This is a genomic window from bacterium, from assembly GCA_024226335.1.
Lineage (GTDB): Bacteria > Myxococcota_A > UBA9160 > SZUA-336 > SZUA-336 > JAAELY01.
In genome coordinates, this window is sequence record JAAELY010000118.1 from 69,290 (window position 1) to 94,502 (window position 25,213).

The 25,213-nt window shown below is 61.7% G+C and carries 27 protein-coding genes; 17 read left to right on the forward strand and 10 right to left on the reverse strand.

Annotation, left to right across the window (positions count from 1 at the left end; genetic code table 11):
• Window positions 1-58: 58 nt before the first annotated feature.
• From GY725_05165 to GY725_05185, 5 genes are all read left to right on the forward strand, one after another.
• Entirely contained in the window at window positions 59-349 is a 291-nt protein-coding gene (locus GY725_05165) for a hypothetical protein (protein ID MCP4003565.1), read from the forward strand.
• The gene (gene cysK / locus GY725_05170) at window positions 346-1,299 is read left to right on the forward strand and encodes a cysteine synthase A (GenBank protein ID MCP4003566.1); all 954 of its coding nucleotides are present in this window, start codon (window positions 346-348) and stop codon (window positions 1,297-1,299) included. The genes GY725_05165 and cysK overlap by 4 nt, the downstream gene beginning before the upstream one ends.
• An 18-nt stretch (window positions 1,300-1,317) precedes the next feature.
• Window positions 1,318-1,956 (forward strand): TetR/AcrR family transcriptional regulator, encoded by a 639-nt coding sequence (locus tag GY725_05175; GenBank protein ID MCP4003567.1) that lies wholly within the window; start codon window positions 1,318-1,320, stop codon window positions 1,954-1,956.
• A gap of 96 nt (window positions 1,957-2,052) precedes the next feature.
• Window positions 2,053-2,298, forward strand: coding sequence for an acyl carrier protein (gene acpP / locus GY725_05180; protein MCP4003568.1), 246 nt, complete (start codon window positions 2,053-2,055; stop codon window positions 2,296-2,298).
• On the forward strand, window positions 2,295-3,278 hold the full coding sequence (locus tag GY725_05185) for a ketoacyl-ACP synthase III (protein MCP4003569.1): 984 nt from the start codon (window positions 2,295-2,297) through the stop codon (window positions 3,276-3,278). Before acpP ends, GY725_05185 begins: the two co-directional genes overlap by 4 nt.
• 6 nt (window positions 3,279-3,284) lie before the next feature.
• On the opposite strand, the gene GY725_05190 is transcribed toward GY725_05185, so the two are convergent.
• Together GY725_05190 and GY725_05195 are read right to left on the reverse strand one after the other, a co-directional pair.
• Window positions 3,285-3,728: a gamma-glutamylcyclotransferase gene (locus GY725_05190; GenBank protein MCP4003570.1), complete on the reverse strand. Its 444-nt coding sequence runs from the start codon at window positions 3,726-3,728 to the stop codon at window positions 3,285-3,287.
• The gene (locus tag GY725_05195) at window positions 3,725-3,997 is read right to left on the reverse strand and encodes a hypothetical protein (protein ID MCP4003571.1); all 273 of its coding nucleotides are present in this window, start codon (window positions 3,995-3,997) and stop codon (window positions 3,725-3,727) included. Before GY725_05195 ends, GY725_05190 begins: the two co-directional genes overlap by 4 nt.
• 77 nt (window positions 3,998-4,074) lie before the next feature.
• Here GY725_05195 and GY725_05200 point away from each other — a divergent pair, with 77 nt between their 5' ends.
• From GY725_05200 to GY725_05220, 5 genes are read left to right on the forward strand one after another with little or no spacing between them, the layout of a single operon-like run.
• Entirely contained in the window at window positions 4,075-5,202 is a 1,128-nt protein-coding gene (locus GY725_05200; protein ID MCP4003572.1) for a hypothetical protein, read from the forward strand.
• A 7-nt stretch (window positions 5,203-5,209) separates the two neighbouring features.
• Window positions 5,210-7,867, forward strand: coding sequence for a DNA polymerase I (gene polA, locus GY725_05205; GenBank protein MCP4003573.1), 2,658 nt, complete (start codon window positions 5,210-5,212; stop codon window positions 7,865-7,867).
• A gap of 54 nt (window positions 7,868-7,921) precedes the next feature.
• The gene (locus GY725_05210; GenBank protein ID MCP4003574.1) at window positions 7,922-8,608 is read left to right on the forward strand and encodes a sigma-70 family RNA polymerase sigma factor; all 687 of its coding nucleotides are present in this window, start codon (window positions 7,922-7,924) and stop codon (window positions 8,606-8,608) included.
• The gene (locus GY725_05215; protein ID MCP4003575.1) at window positions 8,605-9,225 is read left to right on the forward strand and encodes a hypothetical protein; all 621 of its coding nucleotides are present in this window, start codon (window positions 8,605-8,607) and stop codon (window positions 9,223-9,225) included. Before GY725_05210 ends, GY725_05215 begins: the two co-directional genes overlap by 4 nt.
• Window positions 9,225-9,803 carry a hypothetical protein gene (locus GY725_05220; protein ID MCP4003576.1) on the forward strand — a complete coding sequence of 193 codons (579 nt, stop codon included), beginning with the start codon at window positions 9,225-9,227 and terminating at the stop codon, window positions 9,801-9,803. Before GY725_05215 ends, GY725_05220 begins: the two co-directional genes overlap by 1 nt.
• Window positions 9,804-9,838: 35 nt before the next feature.
• On the opposite strand, the gene GY725_05225 is transcribed toward GY725_05220, so the two are convergent.
• The 5 genes from GY725_05225 to GY725_05245 all read right to left on the reverse strand — a co-directional run bounded on the left by GY725_05225 (window position 9,839) and on the right by GY725_05245 (window position 15,249).
• Window positions 9,839-10,933, reverse strand: a complete 1,095-nt coding sequence (locus GY725_05225) for an aromatic ring-hydroxylating dioxygenase subunit alpha (protein ID MCP4003577.1) — start codon at window positions 10,931-10,933, stop codon at window positions 9,839-9,841.
• Window positions 10,934-11,011: 78 nt separating this feature from the next.
• On the reverse strand, window positions 11,012-11,449 hold the full coding sequence (locus GY725_05230; protein MCP4003578.1) for a hypothetical protein: 438 nt from the start codon (window positions 11,447-11,449) through the stop codon (window positions 11,012-11,014).
• Window positions 11,450-11,566: 117 nt separating this feature from the next.
• Entirely contained in the window at window positions 11,567-13,198 is a 1,632-nt protein-coding gene (locus tag GY725_05235; protein ID MCP4003579.1) for an amidohydrolase family protein, read from the reverse strand.
• 20 nt (window positions 13,199-13,218) lie between these two features.
• Complete coding sequence (locus tag GY725_05240) at window positions 13,219-14,058, reverse strand: histidinol-phosphatase (protein MCP4003580.1); 840 nt, start codon at window positions 14,056-14,058, stop codon at window positions 13,219-13,221.
• Between the two features lie 39 nt (window positions 14,059-14,097).
• Window positions 14,098-15,249 carry a glutathione S-transferase gene (locus GY725_05245; GenBank protein MCP4003581.1) on the reverse strand — a complete coding sequence of 384 codons (1,152 nt, stop codon included), beginning with the start codon at window positions 15,247-15,249 and terminating at the stop codon, window positions 14,098-14,100.
• A gap of 126 nt (window positions 15,250-15,375) precedes the next feature.
• Between GY725_05245 and GY725_05250 the strand changes: the two genes are divergently transcribed.
• Complete coding sequence (locus GY725_05250) at window positions 15,376-15,837, forward strand: hypothetical protein (protein MCP4003582.1); 462 nt, start codon at window positions 15,376-15,378, stop codon at window positions 15,835-15,837.
• Between the two features lie 4 nt (window positions 15,838-15,841).
• Here the strand turns inward: GY725_05250 and GY725_05255 are convergent, their stop codons facing one another.
• Complete coding sequence (locus GY725_05255) at window positions 15,842-16,822, reverse strand: alpha/beta hydrolase (protein ID MCP4003583.1); 981 nt, start codon at window positions 16,820-16,822, stop codon at window positions 15,842-15,844.
• 715 nt (window positions 16,823-17,537) lie between these two features.
• On the opposite strand from GY725_05255, the gene GY725_05260 reads away from it, so the two are divergent.
• Window positions 17,538-19,028, forward strand: coding sequence for a hypothetical protein (locus GY725_05260; protein MCP4003584.1), 1,491 nt, complete (start codon window positions 17,538-17,540; stop codon window positions 19,026-19,028).
• A gap of 158 nt (window positions 19,029-19,186) precedes the next feature.
• Window positions 19,187-19,360 (forward strand): hypothetical protein, encoded by a 174-nt coding sequence (locus tag GY725_05265; protein ID MCP4003585.1) that lies wholly within the window; start codon window positions 19,187-19,189, stop codon window positions 19,358-19,360.
• Between the two features lie 49 nt (window positions 19,361-19,409).
• On the opposite strand, the gene GY725_05270 is transcribed toward GY725_05265, so the two are convergent.
• The gene (locus GY725_05270; GenBank protein ID MCP4003586.1) at window positions 19,410-19,949 is read right to left on the reverse strand and encodes a MarR family transcriptional regulator; all 540 of its coding nucleotides are present in this window, start codon (window positions 19,947-19,949) and stop codon (window positions 19,410-19,412) included.
• Between the two features lie 231 nt (window positions 19,950-20,180).
• Between GY725_05270 and GY725_05275 the strand changes: the two genes are divergently transcribed.
• On the forward strand, window positions 20,181-20,591 hold the full coding sequence (locus GY725_05275) for a GNAT family acetyltransferase (protein ID MCP4003587.1): 411 nt from the start codon (window positions 20,181-20,183) through the stop codon (window positions 20,589-20,591).
• 12 nt (window positions 20,592-20,603) lie between these two features.
• On the opposite strand, the gene GY725_05280 is transcribed toward GY725_05275, so the two are convergent.
• On the reverse strand, window positions 20,604-21,365 hold the full coding sequence (locus GY725_05280; GenBank protein MCP4003588.1) for a hypothetical protein: 762 nt from the start codon (window positions 21,363-21,365) through the stop codon (window positions 20,604-20,606).
• A gap of 260 nt (window positions 21,366-21,625) precedes the next feature.
• Between GY725_05280 and GY725_05285 the strand changes: the two genes are divergently transcribed.
• The 3 genes from GY725_05285 to GY725_05295 all read left to right on the forward strand — a co-directional run bounded on the left by GY725_05285 (window position 21,626) and on the right by GY725_05295 (window position 25,175).
• The gene (locus GY725_05285) at window positions 21,626-22,594 is read left to right on the forward strand and encodes an SDR family NAD(P)-dependent oxidoreductase (protein MCP4003589.1); all 969 of its coding nucleotides are present in this window, start codon (window positions 21,626-21,628) and stop codon (window positions 22,592-22,594) included.
• Window positions 22,595-22,777: 183 nt separating this feature from the next.
• A complete protein-coding gene (locus tag GY725_05290; GenBank protein ID MCP4003590.1) occupies window positions 22,778-24,238 on the forward strand; it encodes a M20/M25/M40 family metallo-hydrolase in 1,461 nt (486 codons plus the stop codon).
• A 94-nt stretch (window positions 24,239-24,332) separates the two neighbouring features.
• Window positions 24,333-25,175: a hypothetical protein gene (locus tag GY725_05295; GenBank protein ID MCP4003591.1), complete on the forward strand. Its 843-nt coding sequence runs from the start codon at window positions 24,333-24,335 to the stop codon at window positions 25,173-25,175.
• The last annotated feature ends 38 nt before the right edge of the window (window positions 25,176-25,213 follow it).

A 25,213-nucleotide genomic window follows, 5' to 3' on the forward strand; every position in this document is an offset into this window, starting at 1 on the left:
CGACCTCGCGGCCTTTGCAGCGTCTTTTCGACCGATTCTCGTCCGGCGGGGAGGAGATGTGCTGAGAGCGGAGAATGTCTTCATCGACGCTCTGGGGCGCACTGTGCTCGTGGAAGCACTCGTCATCGAGGCGGGCCGAAAACAGTCGTTCTATGTCAAGATGGCGGGACATGAGCGGGGATCGGTGACCGTCCGCATCGATCCCATGACCCATCCGGAACGAAGTCCGGGCGTCCGAGAACTGGTTGCCCATATCGCCGCAGCCGTGATACGAGTCTCTCCAGACGCGAGACTGGGGACCGCGAACATCGTTCTACCGTCCTTGGGCGAAATAGGAGACGAAACATGAGAATCGCAAACAACATCTCGAATCTCATCGGCAATACACCGCTTGTGCGACTCAATCGGGTCACCGAGGGTGTTGGTGCGACGATCGTCGCCAAGCTCGAAGCGTTCAATCCCGCGAATAGCGTGAAGGACCGTATCGGCCTCGCAATGATCGAAGTGGCCGAACGAAACGGCGATATCACTCCGGGTCGCACGACGCTGGTCGAACCGACCTCTGGAAACACGGGCATCGCGCTCGCGATGGTTGCAGCCGCTAAGGGCTACGACCTCGTGCTGACCATGCCCGAGACGATGTCGCGTGAGCGGCGCGCGGTGTTGCGCGCCTACGGTGCCAAGCTCGTGCTGACGCCCGGGGCCGATGGCATGCCCGGAGCGATCAAGACGGCCGAAGAACTCGCGGCCAAGATCGACAACAGCTTCATTCCGCAGCAGTTCAACAACCCCGCGAATCCCCAGGTCCACCGCGAAACGACCGCGCTCGAGATCTGGAACGACACCGACGGCGAGGTCGACTACCTGGTTTCGGGCGTCGGCACCGGTGGAACGATCACGGGTGTCGCGCAGCTGCTCAAGGAGAAGAAGGCGAGTTTCAAGGCGATCGCGGTCGAGCCCGAGGAAAGCCCGGTGCTCTCTGGCGGTGGACCGGGCAAGCACAAGATCCAGGGCATCGGAGCCGGCTTCATTCCCAATATTCTCGACACGGCTCTGATCGACGAGGTCGTCAAGGTGAACAGCGACCAGGCGATCGAAATGGCTCGCCGTCTGGCCAAGGAAGAGGCTCTGCTTTCCGGTATATCGTCCGGGGCCGCCGTCTGCGGAGCCCTGCAGATCGCGGCTCGACCCGAGGCCAAGGGCAAGCTGATCGTCGCCATCCTGCCCAGCTTCGGCGAGCGTTACCTGTCGACTGCGCTGTTCGAGAATCTGCAGTACGACGGAAGCGATCCGGTCTAGGGAGCGCCAGCAGCGATCGTGCCGGAATCGAGCCGAAAAGAAGCCAGCCGCCGCCGTATCCTCGATGCGGGGCGCGAAGTCTTCTTCGAGCAGGGCTTCGAGAAGGCGAACCTCGACGAGGTGGCTCGTCGAGCCGGAATCGCGAAGGGCACGATCTACCGCTATTTCGACAGCAAGGCCGAGTTGTACGTGGAAGTGCTGCTCGTCAACGCGGACGTCTTCGACGAGCGACTCCTGGCGACGATCGACACCACACTCACGCCCGAGCAACAGATCCGGCGCTTGGCGACCTTCTACTTCAACCATTACAGCACCCATCGCGACTACTTCCAGATCTTCTGGGCCGTGGAGAATCAGCGGCTGATCGGCGATCTGCCGCCGGCGCTGGTGCAGGCCGTTACCCAGGTCTGGACCCGCTCGCTGCGGGTTCTGACGGGCTTGATCGAACAGGGGATCGAGCAGGGCGACTTTCACCCCTGCGACGCCTGGGAGATGGCCAATATCCTCTGGACGACCGCAAACGCGCTGATTCGCACCAACGAGGTCACGGAGCGGCGCGAACTCTGGGAACGAGATATCGCCAAAGTTTACGAGGATGCGATCGATTTCCTCGTAGGAGGCCTGCTGCGCCGCTCCGGCCCGGCCGAATCCCGTTGACAGATCCGCCAGGGTCCACGACATTAACCGCGAGAAAGTGACCCAGAGTCATTTAGTTATTACGGTCGTCCGCGACGACGGCCAGGGGAGGAGAGAATGAAGGCGCTCGAGGTACGGGTAAACGAGATCGTTGCTGAACAGCTCGATGCTGAGAAGGACGCGCTGGTTCCAGAAGCGAATTTGCTCGACGATCTGGGGGCCGATTCTCTCGACGTTGTCGAATTGGTGATGGCGATTGAGGAAGAGTACGGAATCGAGGTTACCGACGAAGATGCGGAGAACATCCGCACGATTCAGGACATCGTCAGCTACATCGAGGCGCGTACAGAGAACGCCGCGTGAACATAGTCATTCGGGGAACCGGATCCGCGCTTCCCGAACGCCGTCTGACAAACCGCGACCTCGAAAAGCTCGTCGAAACTTCCGACGAGTGGATCGTGGCGCGGACCGGCATCTCCGAGCGCCGCATGGTCGCGAGCGACGAAGCCACGAGCGATCTGGCGATTCGCGCGGCTCACGGCGCGCTGGAGATGGCCCAGATCGAAGCGGAAGAACTCGATCTGATCGTGGTTGCGACGCTGACCCCCGACACTCTCACGCCGTCCACGGCAAATCTGGTCCATCGGAGTCTACTTCGCGGGCGCTCGATTCCGTCATTTGACCTGAACGCCGCGTGCTCGGGTTTTGTGTACGGCCTCGAGGTTGTTTCGAGCCTGATGAAGGCGGGTCTCTATCGCCGGGTGCTGCTCGTAGGCGCCGAGGCGATGACCCGTTTCATGGACTACGAAGATCGCGGCGTCTGCATCCTATTCGGCGATGCCGCAGGTGCGGTGGTGCTCGAGGCGACCGAGGACGCCGGTGGCATCCTCGTGACCCGACTCGCATCCGACGGTCAGTTCGCCGATCTGATCGAAATCCCCGGTGGCGGTTCGAGGCGTCCGCCCTCTCAGTACATGTTGGCGCAACGCCAACCCTACGTGCGCATGAACGGGCAACAGGTATTCAAGGTCGCCGTGCAGTCGATGGAGCAGGTCGCGCGCGACACGCTGGCCCAAGTAGGCTGGGAACTCGACGATGTCGATCACGTGATTACCCATCAGGCGAACCGCCGGATCCTGGATGCCGTGGCCGATCGACTGGGTGTCGAGGAAGCGCGTATGCCTCTCAACGTCAATAAATGCGGCAATACCTCGGCTGCGTCGATTCCCGTCCTGCTCGACGAGTGCAATCGCGAAGACCGCTTCGAGCGGGGTGACAAGCTTCTGTTGATCGCCTTCGGTGGCGGTCTGACCTGGGGCGCGGCTGCGCTTGAGTGGTCCTGACGAAGTTCAGCGCCGTCCGCGTGCGCAGGCCATGAGCGCCCGGTATTCCTCTGGGAAGTTCCAGCGCTCCGACCAGTTCAGCATCTTGTTCAGGTAGATCTCGCTGGGTTCCAATGAGTCCAGCTTCGCCCGCACCGTGTAGCTGATGGCATCGTGAGCCGTTGCGTCCGCGCTGAAGATGTCGAGCGTGATCCGGTCGTACCCGGCCTCGTAGTGATCGAGCAGGTCGAGGTCTGTGGGCGTGAGTTCGTAGGCCATCCCCCAGACCTGTGCACCGGGGTGCTCGACGATATCCGCGGCGGCGCCCGACCAGCGCCTGGAGTAATGAGTGAAACCGAGCCGATAGTCGTCCAGTCGGGCGGGAAACAGGGGTCGGGAACGCGGGCAGCGCTCAGCCATCTGATCCGCATCGAGATTCGAGCCATAAGCGAAATAGAGGAGCGGCCTCACTTGCGACGCGTTCCGGGCAACCAGCCGCGTCCGGCGAACAACGCCATCGAAAGGAACGATCCGGCCAGAAACCACGGGACCTTGCCATCCAGGCGGGCAACTACGCGTTCTCGCTGGTAATCGGGGATCGCACCCGGTGGAGCCGGTTCTAGAAGGACCGGCAAGACGTAGAGCCCGGATGTGAGCAGGAACAATGCGATCCCGCCCAGCACCATGATGGTGACGCGTGGAAAGAAGCGGCCCAGGTCTTCCTCGTTCGTTGTGCGCATGCCGTCATGATCCGCGGGCTTGAGCAAGCTCGCAAGGCCGGTCAGAGTATTGTCCTGCCGGGAGAGGGGAGAGGTGCATGGAGTTCGACTGGGAGGAGATCGAGGCGGATTTCCGCAAACAGGTCCAGGACCTGCCCGGTCTGGAGTTGGATCGCGAGCGCATCGAGTCCTGGACCCAAGATATCGCCGCGGGGCGGCTTTCTTTCGCCAGCAATCAGGTCCGCGGCGAGATGCGACTGGCTGATGCCGCGGCCGTGTCCCCACTGGATGCGATTGCTCCAGACGAACGAAGCCGCCTGACCGAACTCGGCAGCGCCGCGATCTCAGCCGGAAAGGTGGCCTGCGCCGCGCTCAATGGGGGCATGGCGACGCGCTTTGGCGGAGATGTGAAAGGCATCGTCGAGGCCTTGGGAGGGCGGAGTTTTCTCGAGATCAAACTCGCGCAGGCCCAAGCTCGTGGCCGGGTCCCTTTCTTGATCATGAACAGCTTCGCAACGCACCGGCGCACACTCGAGTTCCTGGAGGAGCGCGGCCTCGGGGACGACGTGCATCCTTTCGTGCAGGACGTGGCGCTGCGTCTCACGCCGGACGGGGAGGTATTTCGCGGAGACGACTCTCACGTCTCGCTCTACGCACCAGGCCACGGTGACTTTCCCGGCGCGATGAATCGTTCGGGTCTGCTCGGGCAGCTTCGCAGTCGGGGCGTCGAGCTGGTGACGCTATCGAACATCGACAATCTGGGTGCGGAACTCGATCCGCTCGTGATCGGTTCGCATCTCGACAGTGGGTTGCAGTTGACCGCCGAGGTTGCGCCGACCGAGCCGGGAGATGTCGGTGGCGCACCGGCCTATGTCGATGGTGTGTTGCAGGTCGTCGAGGGCTTTCGCTACCCGGATGGCTTCGACGCGACCGGCCAGCCCTATCTGTCGGCCAATACCTTCACGATCGCGCTCGATCTTCTGGAAGCCAATCATCCGCTCACCTGGTTCTATGTGGAGAAGTCGGTCGACGGTCGCAAGGCGGTGCAGATGGAACGCCTGGTCAATGAACTCTCCGCGCACGTCGAAACCCTGTTTCTGGGCATTTCCAGGGACGGTGCCGAAGGTCGCTTCTTTCCCATCAAGTCGCGGGAAGATCTCGATGCGCTGCGCAGCGACCCGGCGCTCGTAGCTCGCTTCAGTTCAGCTGCGTCCAGGGGGCTATGATCTGACGATGGCGCGCAAGCTGGTCCTGATCGATGCGAGTTCGAACATCTTTCGGGCTTTCTACGCGATTCCTCCGCTGACGAACGCGGCCGGTGTTCCAACCAACGCGACGCTGGGTTTCGAGACCATGCTGCAGAAAGTCCTGCGCGAAACCCGGCCCGAGTTTGTCGTCGTGGTCTGGGATGCACCCGGGCCGAAGCGCCGCAAGGAGATGTACGCCGACTACAAAGCCACGCGCGAATCGACGCCCGAAGACCTGCTTGCGCAGTTTGCGAACATACGTCGGCTGGTCGACGCGCATCGCATCGCAGCGTTCGAGTTCGAGGGTGAGGAAGCGGACGACGTGATCGCCACTCTCGTGCATCACGCGCGCAAGGAGAAGCTCGACGTCGAGATCGTCTCGACCGACAAGGACCTGATGCAACTCGTGGATGAACGAGTGACTCTCGTCGATACCATGCGTGAGAAGCGCTTCGGTCCCGCCGAAGTCGAAGCTCGTTTCGGCGTCCCGCCCGAAAAGATGCTCGACCTGCGCTCGCTCGTGGGGGATAGCTCCGACAATATTCCCGGTGTGAAGGGTATCGGCGAAAAGGGCGCAGCGAACCTGATCAACGAGTACGGGAGTCTCGACGAGTTGCTGGCCAGAGTCGCTGACATCAAACAGAAGCGCGCGCGCGAAGCCCTGGAACAAGGCGCCGACATGGCGCGACTGTCGCGCGATCTGTCGCGCCTGCGCGAAGACCTGCCTGTGCCCTTCGATCTGGAACAGATCGCCCTTCGCGAGCCAGATCGTGAATCGCTGGTACAGATCTTCAAAGAACTCGAGTTCACGCGACTGCTCGACGAGTTCGGCGAAAGCCGCGACCCCGGACCTGCGCTCGAAACGACGACCGAGATCGTCCGGGACGCATCCGCATTGCGAGCGCTGGTCGAGCGCTTGCACTCAAACCCGTCTCTGGCTGCGAGTTGCGTGCTCGAACCCGAAAGCGCAATGAGCGGCGAACTGATCGCCCTGTGTGTGGCGGAAGACCGCGATCACGCCTGGCTGATCGCAACACGCGAGATCCCGGAAGAAACAGCGCTCGAGATCCTGAAACCCGTTTTCGCAGAAGCGGATCGCAGCTGGTCGGGACACGATCTGAAGCGCCTGGCCGTCGCGCTCAGTCGGCGCGGAGTCGAAATAGAGGGACGATTGCTCGATACCTCGGTCGCCGCATACGTGGCCAATCCTTCCCAGCCGGTGAGCAAGCCCGAGGTGCTGACCCGCAGCTATCTGGGCCTGGAGATCTCCAGTGCAGAGGTCGCCTTCGGCAAAGGCGCGAAGCGCCAGACCGCCGACTCGCTCTCTCTGGAAGACCTGGCGGCCTTCTGGGGTACGCACACGGCGGTCGCGCTCGAACTGGAAGCGAAGATCGAGGAGCAACTCGAGTCCAGCGACCAGCAGCGCCTGCTCCGGGAGATCGAATCTCCGTTGATCCGCGTACTGGCGGACATGGAACGCTTGGGAGTGCGCATCGACGAAGATCGACTCGCGGTTCTATCGACACGGCTCGGAAGCGATCTGGGCCAGCTCGAGGCGCGGATCTACCAGTTAGCGGGTGAGGAGTTCAAGATCAGCTCTCCCAAACAGCTGCAGAAGATCCTGTTCGAGAAGCTGGCCCTGCCTCCCACGAAGAAGACCAAGACCGGCTTTTCGACCGACGAATCGGTGCTGGAGGAACTGGCTTCCCAGGGTTTCGAACTGCCGTCCGAGATCCTGAGTTATCGCCGCATGTCGAAGCTCAAGAGCACCTATGTGGATGCCTTGCCCAAAGACGTGCATCCGGAGACCGGGCGCATCCACACCACCTTCAACCAGACCGTGGCCGCCACTGGTCGGCTCTCTTCGACCAATCCGAACCTGCAAAACATCCCGATCCGCACCCCAGCCGGGCAGGAGATCCGGGCGGCCTTCATTCCCGCCGAAGGGCTGCGCCTTCTCTCGGCCGACTACAGTCAGATCGAGTTGCGCATCCTGGCGCACGTTTCCCAGGATGATTCCCTGGTGAAGGCGTTTCGGGAGGGGGCGGATATCCACGTTCGAACGGCCTCTCAGGTCTTCGGGATCGCCCCCGAGGACGTCAGCGACGAGCAGCGCTCGCGCACCAAGGCGATCAATTTCGGGATCATTTACGGGCAGTCTTCTTTTGGGCTGGCCCGGACTCTGCGCATCGCCCAGGCCGAGGCCAAACAGCACATCGATTCCTATTTCGAGCGCTATCCGGGCGTGAAGGCCTTCTTGAAGGACTCCGTGGCTCGCGCCAAGCAAAGCGGATTTGCGGAAACCCTTGATGGTAGAAGGCGTTACCTACCCGACCTGCACTCCAGGAATCGTGTCGTGCGCCAGGCGGCCGAGCGCATGGCCACCAATTCCGTCATCCAGGGCACCGCAGCCGACTACATAAAGAGAGCCATGATCGCCGTCTGGCAGGCGCTGCGGGCCGGTGCAGTGCCCGGTGCGCGCATGATTTTGCAGGTCCACGATGAACTTCTTTTCGAAGTAAGTGCTGCTGAGGAGCCCATTCTGCGGGCCCTGGTGCTCGACAAGATGCAGAATGTGGGGAACCTCAGCGTTCCGCTGGAGGTTCATCTGGGCAGCGGTGGAAGCTGGCTCGAAGCTCACTGAAAAGCGAAAAAGGCCGTTGTGGAGCGAATTTACGTTTGGGGGGGGGCGTCCCACGTGAGCGATGAAAAAGAAGACGAGGAGCCTGAGGAGAAACGTGTGGACGCGGTGACCACTTTTGGAGCTGGACAGATTGCTGGAATGGCGCAAACGGACAAGGAGCTGACGGACCTTCAGCTGGTCAAGCAGGCTCAGGCCGGAAGCCACCCCGCTTTCGAGACCCTGGTTCGGCGCTACTCCGAGCGGGCCTATCGGGCGGCCTATCGGGTCGTGCGCGACTCGGACGTCGCCGAAGACATCCTTCAGGAGGGCCTGATCAAGGCCTACCGCGGGCTGCGCAAGTTCGAAAACCGCTCCTCGTTCTATACCTGGCTGTATCGGATCGTGGTCAATCTGGCGCTCGATCGGCGAAGACGCGAAAAACGCGCGCCCAGCGTAGAGTGGGATGACGCAGTTGCGCATCAGGTAGAGCCCCGATCCACGATCGCAGCGCCGGTGAACCCGGAGTTGTCTTCGCGACGCCTCGAGGTTCGTGAACTCGTCGCCGAGGGGATTCAGAAGTTGCCCGACGGGCAGCGGGAAGTCCTGCTCTTGAGAGAGGTCGAGGGATACTCCTACGAAGAGATCGCTCAATCCATGAAGATTTCCAAAGGAACCGTGATGAGCCGGCTACACTACGCCCGAAAGAAGATGATCTCCTTTCTGAGCGAACACGGAGTCGAGCCAGAGGATGTGACGGCATGAAACGGCGTGACCAGAGACAATTGGACGAATATCGCGACGGGGTGCTCTCCGGGCGCGAGCGCGAGCGGATCAATGCCGACCCCGAGCTCCGCGAGCAGTTGAACCTCGATATGGGGCTCGGTGCCCTGGTCAAGGAAACCTGGACCGAGGGTCCGCCCGCTCCGAAGCCCGAGAATCTGATCAGCGTGCTGCGGCCCGCCATGGCGCAGATCGACGCTGAAATCGCAGCTGCATCGCCGTGGGCGCGCATGCGCGAGTGGTGGAGCGAGGCCCTCACCCCGGCGCCCGTCGCTGCCCTGGTCGGCGTGGCTGCTCTGCTGATGCTGGCCGTGCTTCCGGACGGCGCTGGCGATGTGTCGCCCGAGTTGCTCAGGACCAACGTGGCCGCCGTGCAGAATGTACAGCAGGCCATGGATCAGTACGCGAATACGGAAGTGCGGACCATCGCATCGGTCGTCGAAGGCTTGACCGCATCGGCTGATGATGGGCCCTCCGTCTACGACCTGGGGCAGGGCAAGGACCCGCTCATGCTCTTCGAGTCGGATGACGCTACCGTCATCTGGGTCCTGCCCGACGGAAGTATCTCGCAGGGAACCAACGGAGGCGGTTGGGTCTGATGATCGTTCGAGTTTCGCAGGGCGTCCTCGCCGGGGTGATGTTCGCGATGTTCCTGGTTCTTCCAGCTGCTCCCGTTGCGACGGCGCAGGAAGTGGAGGCGAGTGCGCCCCGTCGCGGTGCGCCACCGATCTCTTTCAGGGTCACCGTCGTCTACGCGACGCAGAAACCGGGCGAGGTCGATGCGCGCGCGTTGCCTCTATCCAATCGCCTGCCCATGAAATTTGGCTCGGTCCAGATGCTCGAGCAGAAGGCGTTGAGCGTCACTTTTGGTGAGCAGGTGAAGCTGGGTCTGTCGACTGGCGGCGAAGTGCGATTGTTGCCGGTGGCCGTGCACCAGAATCAGCTGCACATGCAGTTCCAGATGCCCGATGTCGTGAACACGCGGCTCAAGATGACCAACGGTCGGCCCATGATCCTGGGCGGAGTTCCGCACAAGGACGGCTACCTGATCATCGAGGTGCTTCCCGATTTCACGAAGTACCTCGTGGATCGCAAGCCGAATCAGCAGACCGGACCGCAGACGATCAGTATCGGTGCCAAGAAGCGCGCGGCACCGATCCGCAGCGAGAAGCGCTAGCGTTCCCCAGCTGAGGCTCGATGAGGAGTCCCGGCTCACGCCCGAGGTGGACCTTCTCCGTCGATCGTTGCCAACTCCGGGTCTTTATCCGGTAGCTCCTGCCAGGGCACCTTCCGGCCTTCCTCACCGGCAAGGCGCGCGTACAGCGTCCGGAAGGCGAGAGTGGCATCGTCGGCCGCAACATTCACGGAATTTTCAAGCCCGCCCGGGTCGCACGCGAGCATCGTGGTCAGGGCACGGTGGTCCTCACGTGTGAGTCGCCGGGTGACGAACCGCTGAAGGATCTCGCCGAGCAGGTGCGGAGCGCGCGTGCGCACCAACTCCGGGAACACCCAGGTCTGGCTCTCGTTTGCCGGCGTGATGTTTACCAGGATCACGTCCCATGTGCCGTTGTCGTAGGCCTGGTGATGGAAGACCAGGCCCGGTAGCTCGAAGCGGTAGTGGTACTCGCTCTGTGGTCGCGACAACCAGCCCATCAAGATGCCGAGCCACGAGTTCGTGCCCGCAGTCTCGACCCGCTCCGCAGTCCACGGCGATTCGGGATCGTCATCGCCAGTAAATCCTCGAGCGTCCTCATCGATCAGAATGCGCTGTCTCGGAATCCGTTTCGGGTAGCCCGGCAGGGTTTGTCGGTGGACGAAGCTCAGATGCGAGTTGTCGATCGCGTTCTCGACGACGTGAAGAAACGGTGCGTCGATGAGTTCAGGCTTTCCGAAGCTGCGCCGCTGGCGCGGTGCCGGTTCCCAGAAGGAATGCCAGGGCGGCTGCGGTCGGCTCTGCTCGTGTTCACCGAGCCAGATCCAGAGGAGTCCCTGCTGTTCCCGCACGGAGTAGCTGCGGGTGTGTGCGCCGCGCGGAATTGCCAGATCGCCCGGTTGTGAGGGAATGCACTCGCAACGTCCATCGGTCGAGAAGCGCCATCCGTGACCAGGACACTCCAGGGTGGAGTCGACGACACGGCCCCGCCCCAGGTCCGAACCGCGATGTGGGCAGACGGCGTCCAGCGCATGTGCGACCCCTTCGGCGTTGCGAAACAGGGCGACACTGCCGCCCAGAAGGCGGCGAGTGAGCGGTTTCCGGTCGAGTTCGCGACTCCAACCGGCCATGTACCAGGCGTTTCGAGCAAACATCGGCGCTTCACTCGGCGGCTGAATCGCTTGTCGACTTTAGTCGCGCGGCGTTTTTCGGGCGCGTTCTTCCGCAACCGGCTAGACGGGCTTAGCCACCATCGAAGCGAAGACGACAATCAGCAGCAGGACATGCCCCACCTGCAGCCCCACCTGCAGCCCGACTTTGCCTTCGCTGCTCCCCTCCGCAACGGCCATCCGCGCCGGTCGGGTAATGAACTCCAGGGCGATACTGTAGAACACCACGACCACCAGGCTGATCCACAACCAGAACTGGGAGAACGACCAGGCCCCCATGAACACGGCGACCACCCCCGTCAGGCCGACGACCCCGACGACGAGGTTTTCGATCCGGCCGACGATATTGGCTTTCCCTCGCAGTCCCTTGTTGGCGCTGTCGGCGGCTGGCTTTACCGCGATCAATACCGAGATCAGCATGGAGGCGATGGCCAACGTCAGAAGCAATACCGCGGCACCGCTGTGAGCCCAGCTCAGAATCTCATAGGAATTCAAGATCACCCACCTTCCATTTCCGGATCCTACCAGCGGATTCGGCAAAGCCCTGAGTCCGCGATCATCCCACTCCGGGCAGGGGATGACCAATCTCCGCAGTCGCCTCTCCGAACAACCAGCCGCTCAGTGCCGGAGGATGCGGCCCGCGCGGACTCCCCGCACGGCTGTGCCTTCCTTGACGACTTGATGGCCGTTCAGGAAGACGTGCTCGATGCCTGTCGGCCGACCGGCCGGTTGATTGCCCTGCGGGGGTCGGTCGCTGATGCGATCTGCGTCAAATACGACGACGTCGGCTGCTTTGCCTGGAGCGAGCACGCCTCGATCCGCCAGGCCGAAGCGCTGGGCGCTCGCGGAAGTCATGCGTTGAATGGCCGGACCGAGTTCGAACAGCTTTCGATCGCGGCGCATTGGTCCCAGGATTCTGGGGAAAGTCCCGAGTGAAGCCGGGTTCGGATAGCCGCTGCTTCGCACCACCGTGTCGGTTTCGAAGAGACAGGCCGGGTGCCGCAGGACGCTTTCCAAAGCCGTTTCCCTGCCGGGTTCACCGCTGTACGTGTGAAAGAGCATCAATGTGGCGCCATTGCTCTTTTCGGCGAGCCGGAGCAGGGCGTCGAAGGAACCGGTTCCCCAGAGCCTGGCGATCTGATCGATCCGGAGTCCGTTCAGTTCTTCCCACCCCTCGACACCGCTATCCATGACCTGGAAATCGGGGTAGCTGAAACCGACGAGCCGGAAGCCCGCCTCCAGTTCGATGCGCAGCCGCGCGCGTGCCGTTCGACTGCGGAACGCATCCGGGAGCCGCGCGAGAAACCAATAGGGCAGCGGCGCAAAAATCGTGGTGTTGCCGCAGGTATAGGGGAAGGCGTCGATCATCACGTCCAGCCCCTGTTCGCGGGCGCGCTCGAAACGGGCCAGTGCCTTTTCCGCGGTCGACCAGCTCCGGCGGCCCACGAAGATGAAGTGGGACAGTTGTAGCTGGACTCCGGTCGCGAGTCCGACCGCGAGCATCTCATCGAGAGCGCGCAGATTATGGGCGCCGAAGCTCGTCAACGGATAACAGGGTGAGATCCTGGAGAGGGCCTTCAGGTGAACGGTGACCGGTTTACCGGCCTGCGCGGCGACACGGCACAGCGCTTCCAGTTCTTCTTGTGGTGAGTACATACCCGGGTCGTAGCCGAGGCCGAAGCTGAGTCCACAGGCCCCTTGATCCAGCGCCAGTCGCGCAGCTTCGAGTGTGGCGTCGAGATCCTCCTTCGACATCGCTCCACGCGCCGTGTCGGAGACCGCATAGCGAAGCGAGCCGTGGCCGACGAGTTGCGCGAGGTTGAGGCAGGGGCCCACCGCCTCGAGACGATCGAAGAAATCCTTGACCGAGTGCCAGGAGGTTTCGAAGGGGAGATCGATCAATGCCTCGGCGGACTCGAGCAGCCTGCCGCTCGCTACTTCGCGCAACGGTGCTGGAGACGTGCCACAGTTTCCTCCGACTACGGTTGTCACCCCCTGCTCGAGCATGCAGGCGAGCAGATCGGCGTGCTCGACGGCCGGAAGCAGCCAGTCTGCGTGGGAGTGCATGTCGATGAAGCCGGGTGCTACCGCCAGTCCAGTGGCATCGATGACCAGATCAGCATCGGGAAGGGGCGATTCGGCGGGGAGCAAAGCTCTGACCGCGTCGTCCTGAAGGAGCAGATGTCCTTCTCGAGCGGGTCCGCCGAGTCCATCGAGTATCTGGCCGGAGTGGATCAGTGTCGTCGACACGTATTGTCTCCCGTTCCTGGTTAGCCCGAGTCCCGAAGCTTCTGTCGAGTACCAACGGTTGTCAGATCCATGTACGTCAGCTGCAGCTTCTCGACGATCTGTTTCGCCTCTCCCGTTCTGGCCTGCAGGTCTATGGGACGATGGGCGTCGGAGTTGACGACGACCTTGACGCCAAAGCTCGTCGCCTCTTCCCAGAAGGGGATCCACGGGTAGAGAGCAAAGGAGCTGTCCTTGTTCCGGTAGGCCTGTTTTCTCAAACCGAGGGCGTTGATTTCCATCCCGACATCGAGATCAGCAGCGGCCTGCAGCAGGTCTCGTGAGCAGGCAGCCACATCCGGATCCCACCTCGGGCAGCAATTTCCGAAGATGTCCGGATGGGCGATGAAGTCGAACAGTCCGGTTTCCATCATTTCGATGTTGTAATCGGTGAAGGTCCGGAGCACCTCGGACGAGAACGGACGGCCGTATGTATCGCGCCATCTCTCGCCGATCGGGAAGAGATGGGCGGCGCCGATGAGATAGTCGAACTCGTATTTGCCGAGGAGTTCGTCTTCGTAGAATGAATGAAATTCCGGAACCCACTCGCATTCCATGCCTTTCAGGATGGTGAGTTCGGGGAATTCGATCCTGGCCTGATCGATCGCGCGGACATAACCAGGAAGTTCTGCGTATTCCATTCGTACTGCAATCCAGCGATCGTCGGGGAAGGCTGAATGATCCGTGAAGCCCAGGGTTTTCATTCCCCTTTTCCGGGCTTCCTCGCAGTAGTCGGCTACGTCCCCCTGTGCGTGCTTGCACCGGTAGGTATGCGTATGAAAGTTATGCAGGTGCTCTTCGTTAGTCATTCGGGTTTCGCTCATGCGTCTCCGGAGGTGTGAGCCTGAGAAGCGTCTTCTCCATCATTCATCGACAGCCATGCGATTGCGCACGCGTGTGAGTCGGCGCCCCAATTGCAGTTTCAGCAGCACTTCGCCATCGCATTTCCGCAGCAGGGTTTCGCAACTCTTGCGCTCGCCCGGCGGGAGAGTCTGGAACCAGTCCAGCGTTCGCTGCAGGACCCAGAGGGGATACACCCCGGCCTGGGACTGAGCGGGGACGCCGCGCAGTTCCGATTCGAAGTGCCCGACAGCGGGTTCATCGAACTCCTTTTCGGACACGAAACTGCCTGCGGACAGGCCGGAATGCTCCGCGGCCCAGGCGTTGAAGAGTTCGGCTGAACGGATCAGGTTGTCGCCTACGTCGCGCAGGAACATCTGCAACAGTTCGATCGTCGTCTCCGGGATCTCGTCGTTGGCCAGGTAGCATTCGGCTGCATCGGGAAACTCGGGCGATGCGATCTCTGGTGTGTTCATCTGTTCCGTCCAGCGGAACACCCGCGGTGCCCTTTGCTTCATCAGCATGGAGGGGACCGGGTCACGAGCGAGGTGTCCGAACAGAGGTCCCATCAAGACGTGGTCGGCGATGCTCGGCAGACCGCCGAAGAGATACGGGTGAACCGTGAAGTGCCGCTCCAGGATATCGAGAGTGTCGAAGTAGATCGATTCCAGAACGGTGAAGTGCTTCTCATTGACTCCGACCGCCGTTCTCTTGCCCTCCATGCGATCGGCAATCACGCGTCCATAGTGGTCGAGTTCTTCATTCGTACCGCCCGGTCGGAAGGAGCGACCAAATTCCCGTCCTACGAAACCGTAGTTCTCATCCATGAAGTTCCAGCGGTAGTGCCACGCTGTACGGCCGAGTCCGAAATCGAGGAGCGATTCGAAGAGTCGCGCGATGAGTTGCTGGCGCGGCCCCGGTGGGTACGCCGGCGGCTCCGGATGGCGCGCCTCCAGATAATCGAAAATCGCAGTCGTGTCCTGCACGACTGTGCCGTCCGGTGCTTCGAGTTGCGGAATGCGATGGTTCTCACTCGCGGGTCGGACGTACTCGCGGAATCGAGCAACTCCGGGGACGCGTTCAACGAATGGGATTCCCTTCTTTCTCAGATAGCTGCGCGTCTTCGCTGTTGCGTAGGAGGCGTAGGAACCGTAGAGGACATAGGGCTCGCTCATGCACTTCACCTGTTGGATCGGGTTCAGGGGACCACGGAAGACTCTACGAAATCGCCGCTCTCGTCCAGCGGGCGAGTATGACCTGAGCCGGGTCACTGGCCGGGGAAGCCGCTCGCCTGAATGAGAATGGAAAGCCGGAACAGGTCGCTCGCAGCTTTCCAGACCTTTTCCGAGACGCATTCGATCGAAGATCTGGGCCTGGTGCCCTTTGTAGGCATCTACGATGAGCCGGCGAAAGACGCCGGTGACGTCGTCGTCGCCGTCCTCAACCTCGACAACGGAGCACATAACATCGGGGTGTCGAGTGTTGCATACTCTCCAGCTGAAGATGCCGAGGTGCAGTTTGCTACTTCCCCGATCGGACAAGCGCGTGGGATCTTCAAGAGTCGAGTAGAGACCGGTGCGCCTGTGGGAATTGCTGGCCCGTCATCCAGGGTTCAACTGGCTGAGGAGGTCTACCTGGAAGTAGCGTACATCGGTCGCATGCCCGACACGAAAAAGGCTCCCAGCTACACGGTGCTCTTCGAGTGTGGCGTGCATCGCGACATGCTTCAGCTCCAGCTCGTCCGTCCCTGGGACGGGAACTGATGGGTCAGTTTTCGGCATTGAGGACATCCGCGATGTCCTCAATGCATGCATCCGCATAGCCCCAGACGCCGACCTTGTCCAGGAATGCGTGGTTGAGGCCGTTGTAGCGGATCGCGCGGGTGGGGACGCCACCCGCCACGAGCTTTCTCGCATAGCCTTCGCCCTGATCGCGAATGAAGCAGTACTCCGCTGTCATTACCAGAGCGGGCGGCATGAAGGACACGTCCTCGGCCAGCCAGGGTGAACAACGCGGGTCGCTCACTCGATCGGGTCGATCGACGTAGACGGATCTCATGAAGTCACCGAGATCCATCTCTTCCGCACCTTCTTGCGGACCGTGTTCTTCGACGTAGCGACCCGAAATGTCAACTCCGGGATAGATCAATACCTGGTAGGCAATCGCGGGACCGCCGCGTTCGTGCGCGAGCAGGCAACAGACCGTGGCGAAGTTTCCTCCAGCGCTATCTCCCGCCACGACAATGCGAGACGGATCGCCGCCCAGTTCATGTCCGTGTTTCGCAGCCCATTCCACAGCGGCATAACAGTCTTCAAGGCCCGCGGGAAAGCGGTGCTCCGGGGCGAGGCGATAGTCGACATTAATGACGATATGCCTGGCTCGATCTGCGATACCGCGGGCAATATTCTCCACTACATCGACGCTGCCGCCAATCCACCCGCCCCCGTGGAAGTAGAGAAGGATCGGAAGATCCTTTCCCTCCGGTGTGTAGATGCGTACGGGAACATCGCCATCCGGTCCAGGAATGGACGTGTGATCAGTTTTGACCGGGTCTCTTACGATATCTTTGTTAGGGAAGCCCATCATCTTGCGGATCAGCTTCACCATGAGCCTGTCCGGGATCAGTCGTGCCAACGATGGCCGCAAGATTCGCCGGCCTTTCTGGATGCGCGCCATTTCTTCTCGGACTTCCGGAAATGGCTCGCCCCCTTCGCTGCCGAGGGGGCCTGGGCGGATTTCGATTTTCATCGTTTACGGCTTTCCTGGCTCGTGCCTGGTTCAGGGTTGTTCTCACTCTATCGCAAACCTCCGTATTCCAGCCCCCAGGGTCTTGTCTACGGGATCCGCCACCTGGAGCGCGGCCAGAGGTTCGCAAAGATCGGCATTCGCAAAAGTGGGGCCGGTGCCAGAACACCCCCATCTAGCGATTCGCCTGGCGCTTCCTTCCACTCGCTCCAAGAGATGGGTCAAAGCGCCCAATATTGACGTTTCCGCGAGTGGATTTTTGTCTTTTTGACGGAATACGGCCAAAAGTTGGTTTTTTCACACACTATTTCACTACAAACTGCTTAGATATGGGCACATAGCCCAGTAGTGTTTGTGACGCAGGCGACTCCGGTATCTGTGAACCGGCCGTCGCGTCTGGACCGTATCCAGCGAGGGAGGGAGATACCTTGAGTTTGACTAAATCAAGCTGTGCCATTCTGGTGCTAGCCGTGAGCCTGTCGCTGCCGCAAGCGGCTCAAGCCGCACCGGACTTCGAGCACGTAGTCATCGTTCCGCAAGTGGACGGTGCATTTACAGCGACAAAGACGGCCAGGGTCTATTTGGACAACAACCCAGAAGACCCATTTCCGGGCGATGGTGAAGTCACCTACATCTGCAGCCTGCAAAACGACGTGGGCAGCTTCGTTGCTCTGAATTCGTTTTTGTCAACATCATGGCGTCTTGCCCGATCACCGGAATGGGGTATTTCCCCGGCACGGGTGATCACGATCCGGACGCGCCGGGCGGTGAGTTCTTCCCTCCGGCGGACCCGAACGGCACTGTGCGCTGGAACTTCAATCCGCCCGGAGGCATCTCCGCGGGACAGAGCAGTTCCGAGATGTACGTTACCTCGGTCTGCGCGCCGGGTACCGGCCAAGACACGATCGTCTCGCTCGGCGGTGAGTTCGGCTTCGATGCAAGCAGCGATTGTCTTGGACCGATGGTCCAGCCGAGCTGCGATCTGGATATCGAGAAGTTCTGTTTTGTCGAGCCCCCAGCTCCGAGTACGGGTGACGACTGCCAGTGCAAGGTGATCGAAACCGTGTTCGAGTACACGGGGGATGCGTGCTCGGCCACGACCAACTACCAGGAAGGCAAGTTCGAGTGCAGCGGCGATCCAGGTTTTGCGACTCCGGTAGAGATCACTGAATCGATCTCGAGCATCGACGTGGCGCCGACTGGTCAGGTGACTGAGATTCTCGATCGCGTCACGCTGCGCGCCACGAGCGGGAACTTTCCTTCGAACACAGGGGTTTCGGTCAAGCAGGCCAGATCTTCCGTACAAGATCTCGTGATTCACGCCTCGTGCTCCAAGGCCCTGAACGTGGGCGATCAGTTCGGCTCGCTCAAGCTAGTCAAACTCGAAACGACAAATGGAGGCGTGGTCGAACTCCAGGATCCGAACGCATCAGCGGAAACCAATTCGTGCTCGGTTCCCGTTGCACCCATCGGAACCCCCTGTAGTTCCCGACCTTCTGCGGTCTCGATCCGCTATGTGGGCGGAGGCTGCGCAGACACCACGAACGACCAGAGTGGCGCGTACACCTGCGTGGGGGATGCCGGTACGGCCGAGCCCGTTCGGATCATCGTCTCGGAGGGTGGGAGCACCTATCTGGATACCGGCCTGCCGGCGACTCAGGAACTCGGCGATATCTCCGACGCGCTGGCAAGTGCGGCGGGTGAGTCCAAGTTCCCGACGAACACGGACATCCGGATCTACAATTCGGTCGGGACCGAGATCGAGATGCTCAGGATCCACACGTCCTGCTCGAAGAGCCTGGCCATCGGTGACCGGTTCGGTGCCATCCAGATCGTTGGTTTCGACGATGTGAACTTCGGCGATACCGTCGAGTACACCTACAATGTGACCAATCCCAACGGTGAAGACGTGGTCAACGTGGCCGTGACCGACGATAAGATCAGCAATGTGATCTGCCCGTCGACGACGATCCCCGCGGCTGCAACGATGACGTGTACCGCAGACCAGTTCATTTCTCTGGACACTCTGAACACGGCTACGGTCACCGGCCAATCGGTGAGTGGAGCGATCTGCGATCCGGGCTTCGCCGGTGCGAACGTCACGATCGATGAGGTCGACGTCAGCACGACCAAGAAGAAGAAGAAGAAGAAAAGCAAGAAGAAGGTCCGGAAGAAGGTCGACAAGAAGAAGCGCCGTCACCGTCACTAGACGTCGGCTAGCGTTCTCTTAGAAGGCGTGGAGGCTCGGGAACGAGTCTCCGCGCCTTTTCTTTTTGGGCGCTCGCCTTCGGTGGTCTTTTCGCGCTCGGGATCGCGGGGCTCGTTCTGATCTGGATTCCGCTGGTCAATGCAGTCTGGGCGCTGGCCATGCTCGCGGCTCTGGCCGCATTGCCGTTTCTGGGCGCACGAGCAGCCGTCTTCCGCCTGCGCAAAGGACGCAAGAAGACCTTTCTGCTCGAGTTCTCGGTTGGCGCGCCGACGTGGCAGTCCAACGACGATGCGTTCTGGAAGCCGGTGAGGGACTTCTTCGAGCTGGACTAGCCCGCGGGACGCCGTCCTGGCACGACTCGACCCGAACTGGTTGTGAAAATCACGACGCCACGAACACGGGCGAGAGCTTGTGGAGCAGGCGGCTGAGTTCCGCGAGTTCGCCGCTCTTGAGGCGGGAAAAACGCGAGCGATGCAGTTCGGCGAGGCGTGGAGTGATCTCTTCGACCCGTTCGAGGCCCTTCTGACTCAGGCTTACGCGCACGACCCGCCGGTCGCTCGCCAGGCGTTCGCGGTTGGTGAGCCCCATGCGAAGCAGGCGATCGAGCAGGCGCGTGATGTCCGGGACCCTGTTGGGGAGCCTCGCTGCGACTTCGAGGCACGGCATGCCCTCGGGGTCGCCTAGATACAGCACTCTCAGCACGTTGTATTGCTGCTCGGTGATTCCGTATGCACGGCACAGGCGGGCGCTCTCGGCGAGCAGCCTCGCGTGGGTCCGCCAGACGCTCAGGAACGCCTCGGTCTCGGGCGCGCTCTCAGGGCTCACGGCGGGGTGACTCGTTTCCATTGCGGTGGTAGTGGTATTGGGCATACAGGTGAGTGACAGGGCGCCGTCGGTAGTGAGGTCGGTATCGGGAATCATTAGCGATTCATTCGTTTCGGCCGGAAATTCACTGTTGGCCCGGCTTCTGGCCACCCCGAGGCGTTCATTCGATTCGCAAGACTCTGATGAGACGCTAACCATTTTGATGGTTGCGCGAACCCTCCTGCGCACGAGTAACCCCACGGAAGGCCGACAGGAGCGATTTCGGGATCTTCCCGCTCCTGCCAGCTCTTGTCCCTGCAATCGAAAGGGTCCCCGAACCGTATGGACATCCTGATCCGCTCCTATCGCTCATCGGACGAAGCTCTGCTCATCGATCTGTGGCGGCGCTGCAATCTGGTCGTTCCCCAGAACGACCCCGCGCGCGACATCGCCGCGAAGCTCGCCTTCCAGCCGGATCTCCTACTGGTCGCCGAACGGAACCAGTCGATCGTCGGTTCCGCCATGGTCGGCTATGAAGGCCATCGAGGCTGGATCCACTACCTGGCGGTGGCTCCCGAGTTGCAGCGAGAGGGGCTGGGAGCCAGGCTGATGACGGCGGCTGAAAGCGAACTGCGCAAGCTGGGTTGCCAGAAACTCAATCTCCAGGTGCGAGGCACGAACCTCGACGTGGTCAGCTTCTACGAGCAGATCGGGTATAGCATCGATGACTGCGTGTCGATGGGCAAGCGATTGACCTGATAGGCCGCTCGCTCAGTATTCGCCCTCACCGCGGTCTGGTTTCGCCATTCCAACGCGTGAGTAGTAACTCTCCGGAATGTCGTCGGCGTTCTTGTAGAAGCGCCACTCACAAGGCCGGGTCGGCTCTTCGGTGTACTCCGTGACCCACAACGGATGCCCGCCCCACTGCATCGGAAGGATCTCGTTGTGCGCACAATGGAGGCAGTAGTACGGCACGCCTGATTGGCCCCAGCTCTCGCGATGTGCATCCCGTGTCTTTCCGAAGCGATAGGGTAAGTCGAGACGGGATGGCGTTCGTTCAATCGGATCGCCGCGGCGCATACGCCCGCCGCTACCGCAGGGGTCCATGACGATGGTGATGTAATCGCCCTGGTCGACAACCTCCAGTGAACCGTCCTGGTCCGGACCGCCATAGTGCGAACGCATGATTTCCGCGGTGATCTGTACGCGTTCTTCGACCGTCATGTGCAGATACCCCTTCCAAGTTCGGTACATCATCCAGGTCTCCTGAGAGCCCTTGAGAACATCGATCATGGCTCGCTCGCCGGCTTCCTCTGCGATACGGGTCAGCAAGTCCCACACCCAGTCACAGAACAGGGCGTGCAAAGCGCGGCCCTCGTCCAGTGTGTAGTTTGCCAGCGCCTTGGCGTCGTCATAGCGACCCTCATCAATGGCGCGACAGATGAGAGTTGCCGTAGGCAGGCCCAGCTCTTCGGGGTCATCCTGTCGGACCGCTCGGCCACCGGCATTGGCGAGATCTGTGAGCTTCAGCAAGGTCTTACTCCTGTTCCTTTGGCGCGTTCAGAGGCCACTCGACTCCTGACTACTGTACGAGATGCGACACCGGGCTGAAGCTCCCGACCGCGATTTCCGGCTGACAATCTCGCCCGACGTTAGAATCTGATGAAGGCAGCAACCCAATGCTTGCAGCGCGGTCCAGCTGTTTCGCCATCCCAACATCCCAACATCCCAACATCCCAACAGACAGGCCACACACCATGCCTCTGGATATGAGCAACTTCGAGTATCGTGGAATGGCTGCCTATTGGACCGGGCGAAATCTGGCCAATGGATTCGGTTCCGCCACCACCGCAGACACGGTCGCGCGGACTTTCGCCAAGCACCTGCCGGGCCGGCGAGTGCTGGTGACCGGCACGGACTCCGGCCTCGGGCGCGAGACGGCGAAAGCACTCGCCACGCACGGGGCCGAGGTGTGGGTAGCTTCCCAGACGGCGGAGGGGGCGGCCTCGACACGCACGGCGATACTCGCGGAAGCCCCTGAGGCATCGGTCGTAGAGATGCCGGGTCTGGAGTTGAGTGACCGCGGGGCTGTTGAGCGTTTCGCCGCCCGCACTCTCGAGCGGCTCGGATCGGGCGGGCTCCACGTTCTCGTCAATAATGCGGGTGTGATGCTGCAGAACCATCGCACCTCCCCAGAGGGGCTGGAGTTCCACTTCGCAGTCAACTACCTCGGCCCCTGGCACCTCACCAACTTGCTGTTGCCTGCCCTCAAACAGGCGTCCCCCAGTCGCATCGTCACCGTCTCATCGCACGCCATGCGTGGAGCTCACAGCCCCGCCCGAACCCGCCTCGCGTCGGTCGAAACCCTCAACTCCCCCGAGTGGGGCGATCCCTCCGGTGCCGTTCTGTACCCCGACAGCAAGCTCTACACCGCACTGCACTGCCGAGCTCTGCAGCGGCGGCTTGCTGGAACCGGCGTCACGGCCAACGCCCTCAGCCCCGGTTTCGTGCCCCGCACTAACATCGGAGCCAAGGCTCCGCGCGCCAGACAGCTCTTTACACACACGCTCGGTGCCCTTGTGGGCAAGAACATCCCGCAAGGTGCGGCCACGAGCGTCTACGCGGCTTGTGCGCCTGCGCTGGAGGGCAAATCCGGCTTGTGGCTCGAAGACTGCAACATCTTCCTTCCGAGCGATGCCGCGCTGGATGATGAGGCGGCCGAGATTCTCTGGAGCCTGGGCGAGCAGATCTGGAAGACCTGAGGATCCCAACGATTGCTCGTTCGGAAGCTCGAGATCACCGAACGGACCCATGACCGCTGTCAGCGCGGACGCAGGCTTTCACATGCCCGATTCCAGGTGACCGCGCATTGCAGGGGAAACGGAACTCGTATGCGCAATCCGATATGATGCGTACCGCGCCGGACCCTGGCGCCGGAGGACAAGATGTCTCGCATCTCTCGTGCGGCCGTTGCGCTGCTCCTGACCCTCGGCCTGATGGCCACATTCGCGGCGACACCGCGCGCCGATGAGATGCCCGCGGTACGCGTGCTTACGGCCGCACTTTCCAATGAGGCAGAGGCGATTGCGCAACGCCTCGCCGGTGCGCTCCGCTTCAAAACGATCAGCTATCAGGATTCGGCCGACTTCCGGCCCGAGCCTTTCGACGAGCTCAACGCCTACCTGCGCAAAACCTACCCTGCGACCTACGCCGCGCTCGATACCCAGGTGGTTGCCGGATACAGCCTGCTGCTCGAGTGGAAGGGCAGCGATGCCTCGCTTCCACCGGCGCTGTTTCTGTCCCACACCGACGTGGTCCCGATCGAACCCGGCACCGAGGAGGGTTGGAGCCACCCGCCCTTTGCGGGCACGGTGGCCGACGGCTACATCTGGGGCCGGGGCACGCTGGACACCAAGGAAAGCGTCCTTGCCTACCACGAGGCGATCGAGCGTCTGCTCGGTGAGGGTTGGTCCCCGAAGCGCTCGCTCTTTTTTGCGTTCGGTCACGATGAAGAGATCGGCGGACGTGCGGGCGCCGGCGCAATCGCCGCCCTGCTCGCGGAGCGGGGCGTGCACTTCGAGTTCGGCGTCGACGAGGGCGGCTTCATCCTCGATGGCTTCGAGCAGATCCCCGATCGTCACGTCGCGCTGATCAGCACCGCCGAGAAGACCTATTTCACCGTGGAACTCGTCGCGCGGGGGCCCGGTGGCCACTCCTCGATGCCCCCGGTCCGCAGTTCGGTCGGCCGGCTGGCAACTGCCCTCGACAAGCTGGAAAAGGAGCAGATGGATCTGAAACTCTGCGAGCCGGTTCGCGAGCAGCTCGAGCGCATGGCGCCGGAACTCTCCTTCGGCAGGCGCCTGGCGCTACAGAATCTATGGCTCTTCAAGGGTCTGGTGATGCGAGGCCTCACGGGTTCGCGCACCAGCAACGCGATGGTCCGCACCACGACGGCGCTCACGCTGGTCTCGGCGGGTGTCAAGGAGAACGTCGTCCCGCAGGAGGCCCGGGCCTCCGTGAATTTTCGCATCCTGCCCTGTGAGACGCCCGACGATGTGCTCGAACACGTGAGACGTACCATCGACGACCCGGACATCGAGATCAAGCCAAAGGCCTGGAGCGAAACTGCCCGCCCCGCTCGGCTCGACACACGCGCGTGGAATCTCCTGGCCGATGCCGCGCGCGAGGCGTATCCCGACGCGCTGGCGCTACCCAACCAGCTCTCCGGAGGAACTGACACACGGCACTACCGCGAGCTTGCCGATGACCTCTACCGCTTCGTCGGCGTGAAGGTGTCGGCCGAGGACATCACCGGTGCTCACGGTACGGACGAGCGGATCGGTGTCGATAGCTACGTGAACGCCGTCGGCATAACAACTGGGATCTTGCGGCGCGCGGCCGAGTAGCCGCGAGGGACGCGGCGAAACCCGCCTCTGGTTCCCCGATGGGAGCTGAGACAACCACCCTACGATCACTTCCGTCAGCCAGGAGCATGCGGAGATGAGCATCCAGACAGAGTTGCGAGACATGGCTCTCGCTCTGGCATCGACCGAGCAGATCCCCGACATCGAAGAGATCGCATTTCCTCCGCTTTTCGACGAGCGCCAGCCCGCCGATTGCGAGTTCATGGCGCTGGCTCTCGAGGGTGGTGCCGTAGGCCTCAGCTACGTCGCGATTCCAGAAGAGGCCGGGGACCCGTATCGCGCGCTACAGCCGAGTGATTTCGTCGCGACTCACCCCGGCGAACTCGTGGCGGATTTCGGCTGTGGCGATCCGGTTCGAGACATGATTGCCATGGCCGCGCTCAACGCGATCTGTCAGCACGTGATGCGCTTGCGGGGGCTCGCTCTCGAAGACAGTGCTGATTCGCTGGGGTTGATGCGGTTACGAGACGGCGACAAGGTCGGAATGGTGGGCTTGTTCGGTCCGTTGGTGAGGAGGCTGAGGGAAGTCGATGCCGAGGTCATCATCCTGGAGAAGAACGAAACCCTGATTCGCCGCCACCCAGAGCTCCCCATCACTTTCGATGTGAGAAAGCTGCGCGGCTGCAACAAGGTCCTGTGCACCGGAACGACCGTGCTCAATGGCTCACTCGACGAGGTTCTGACTCACTGCACAGAAGCGGAGCACGTCGCGGTACTCGGACCGACGGCCGGCTATTTTCCCGACCCGCTCTTTGCGCGCAACGTCCACGTATTGGGTGGGCGCTTCGTATGTGATGGCCCGCTCCTGATGAAGCGTATCGCCGAGCGAAAGCCTTGGCGCGAGGCAACCCGGAAGCTCTGCTTCGAGAAGAGCAACTACCAGAGTGTGCTCTTTCCTCGATCATCGCAGACGGATTGATCGCCCGAAAAACCTGTTGACGTGATTCTCGCCGGAGC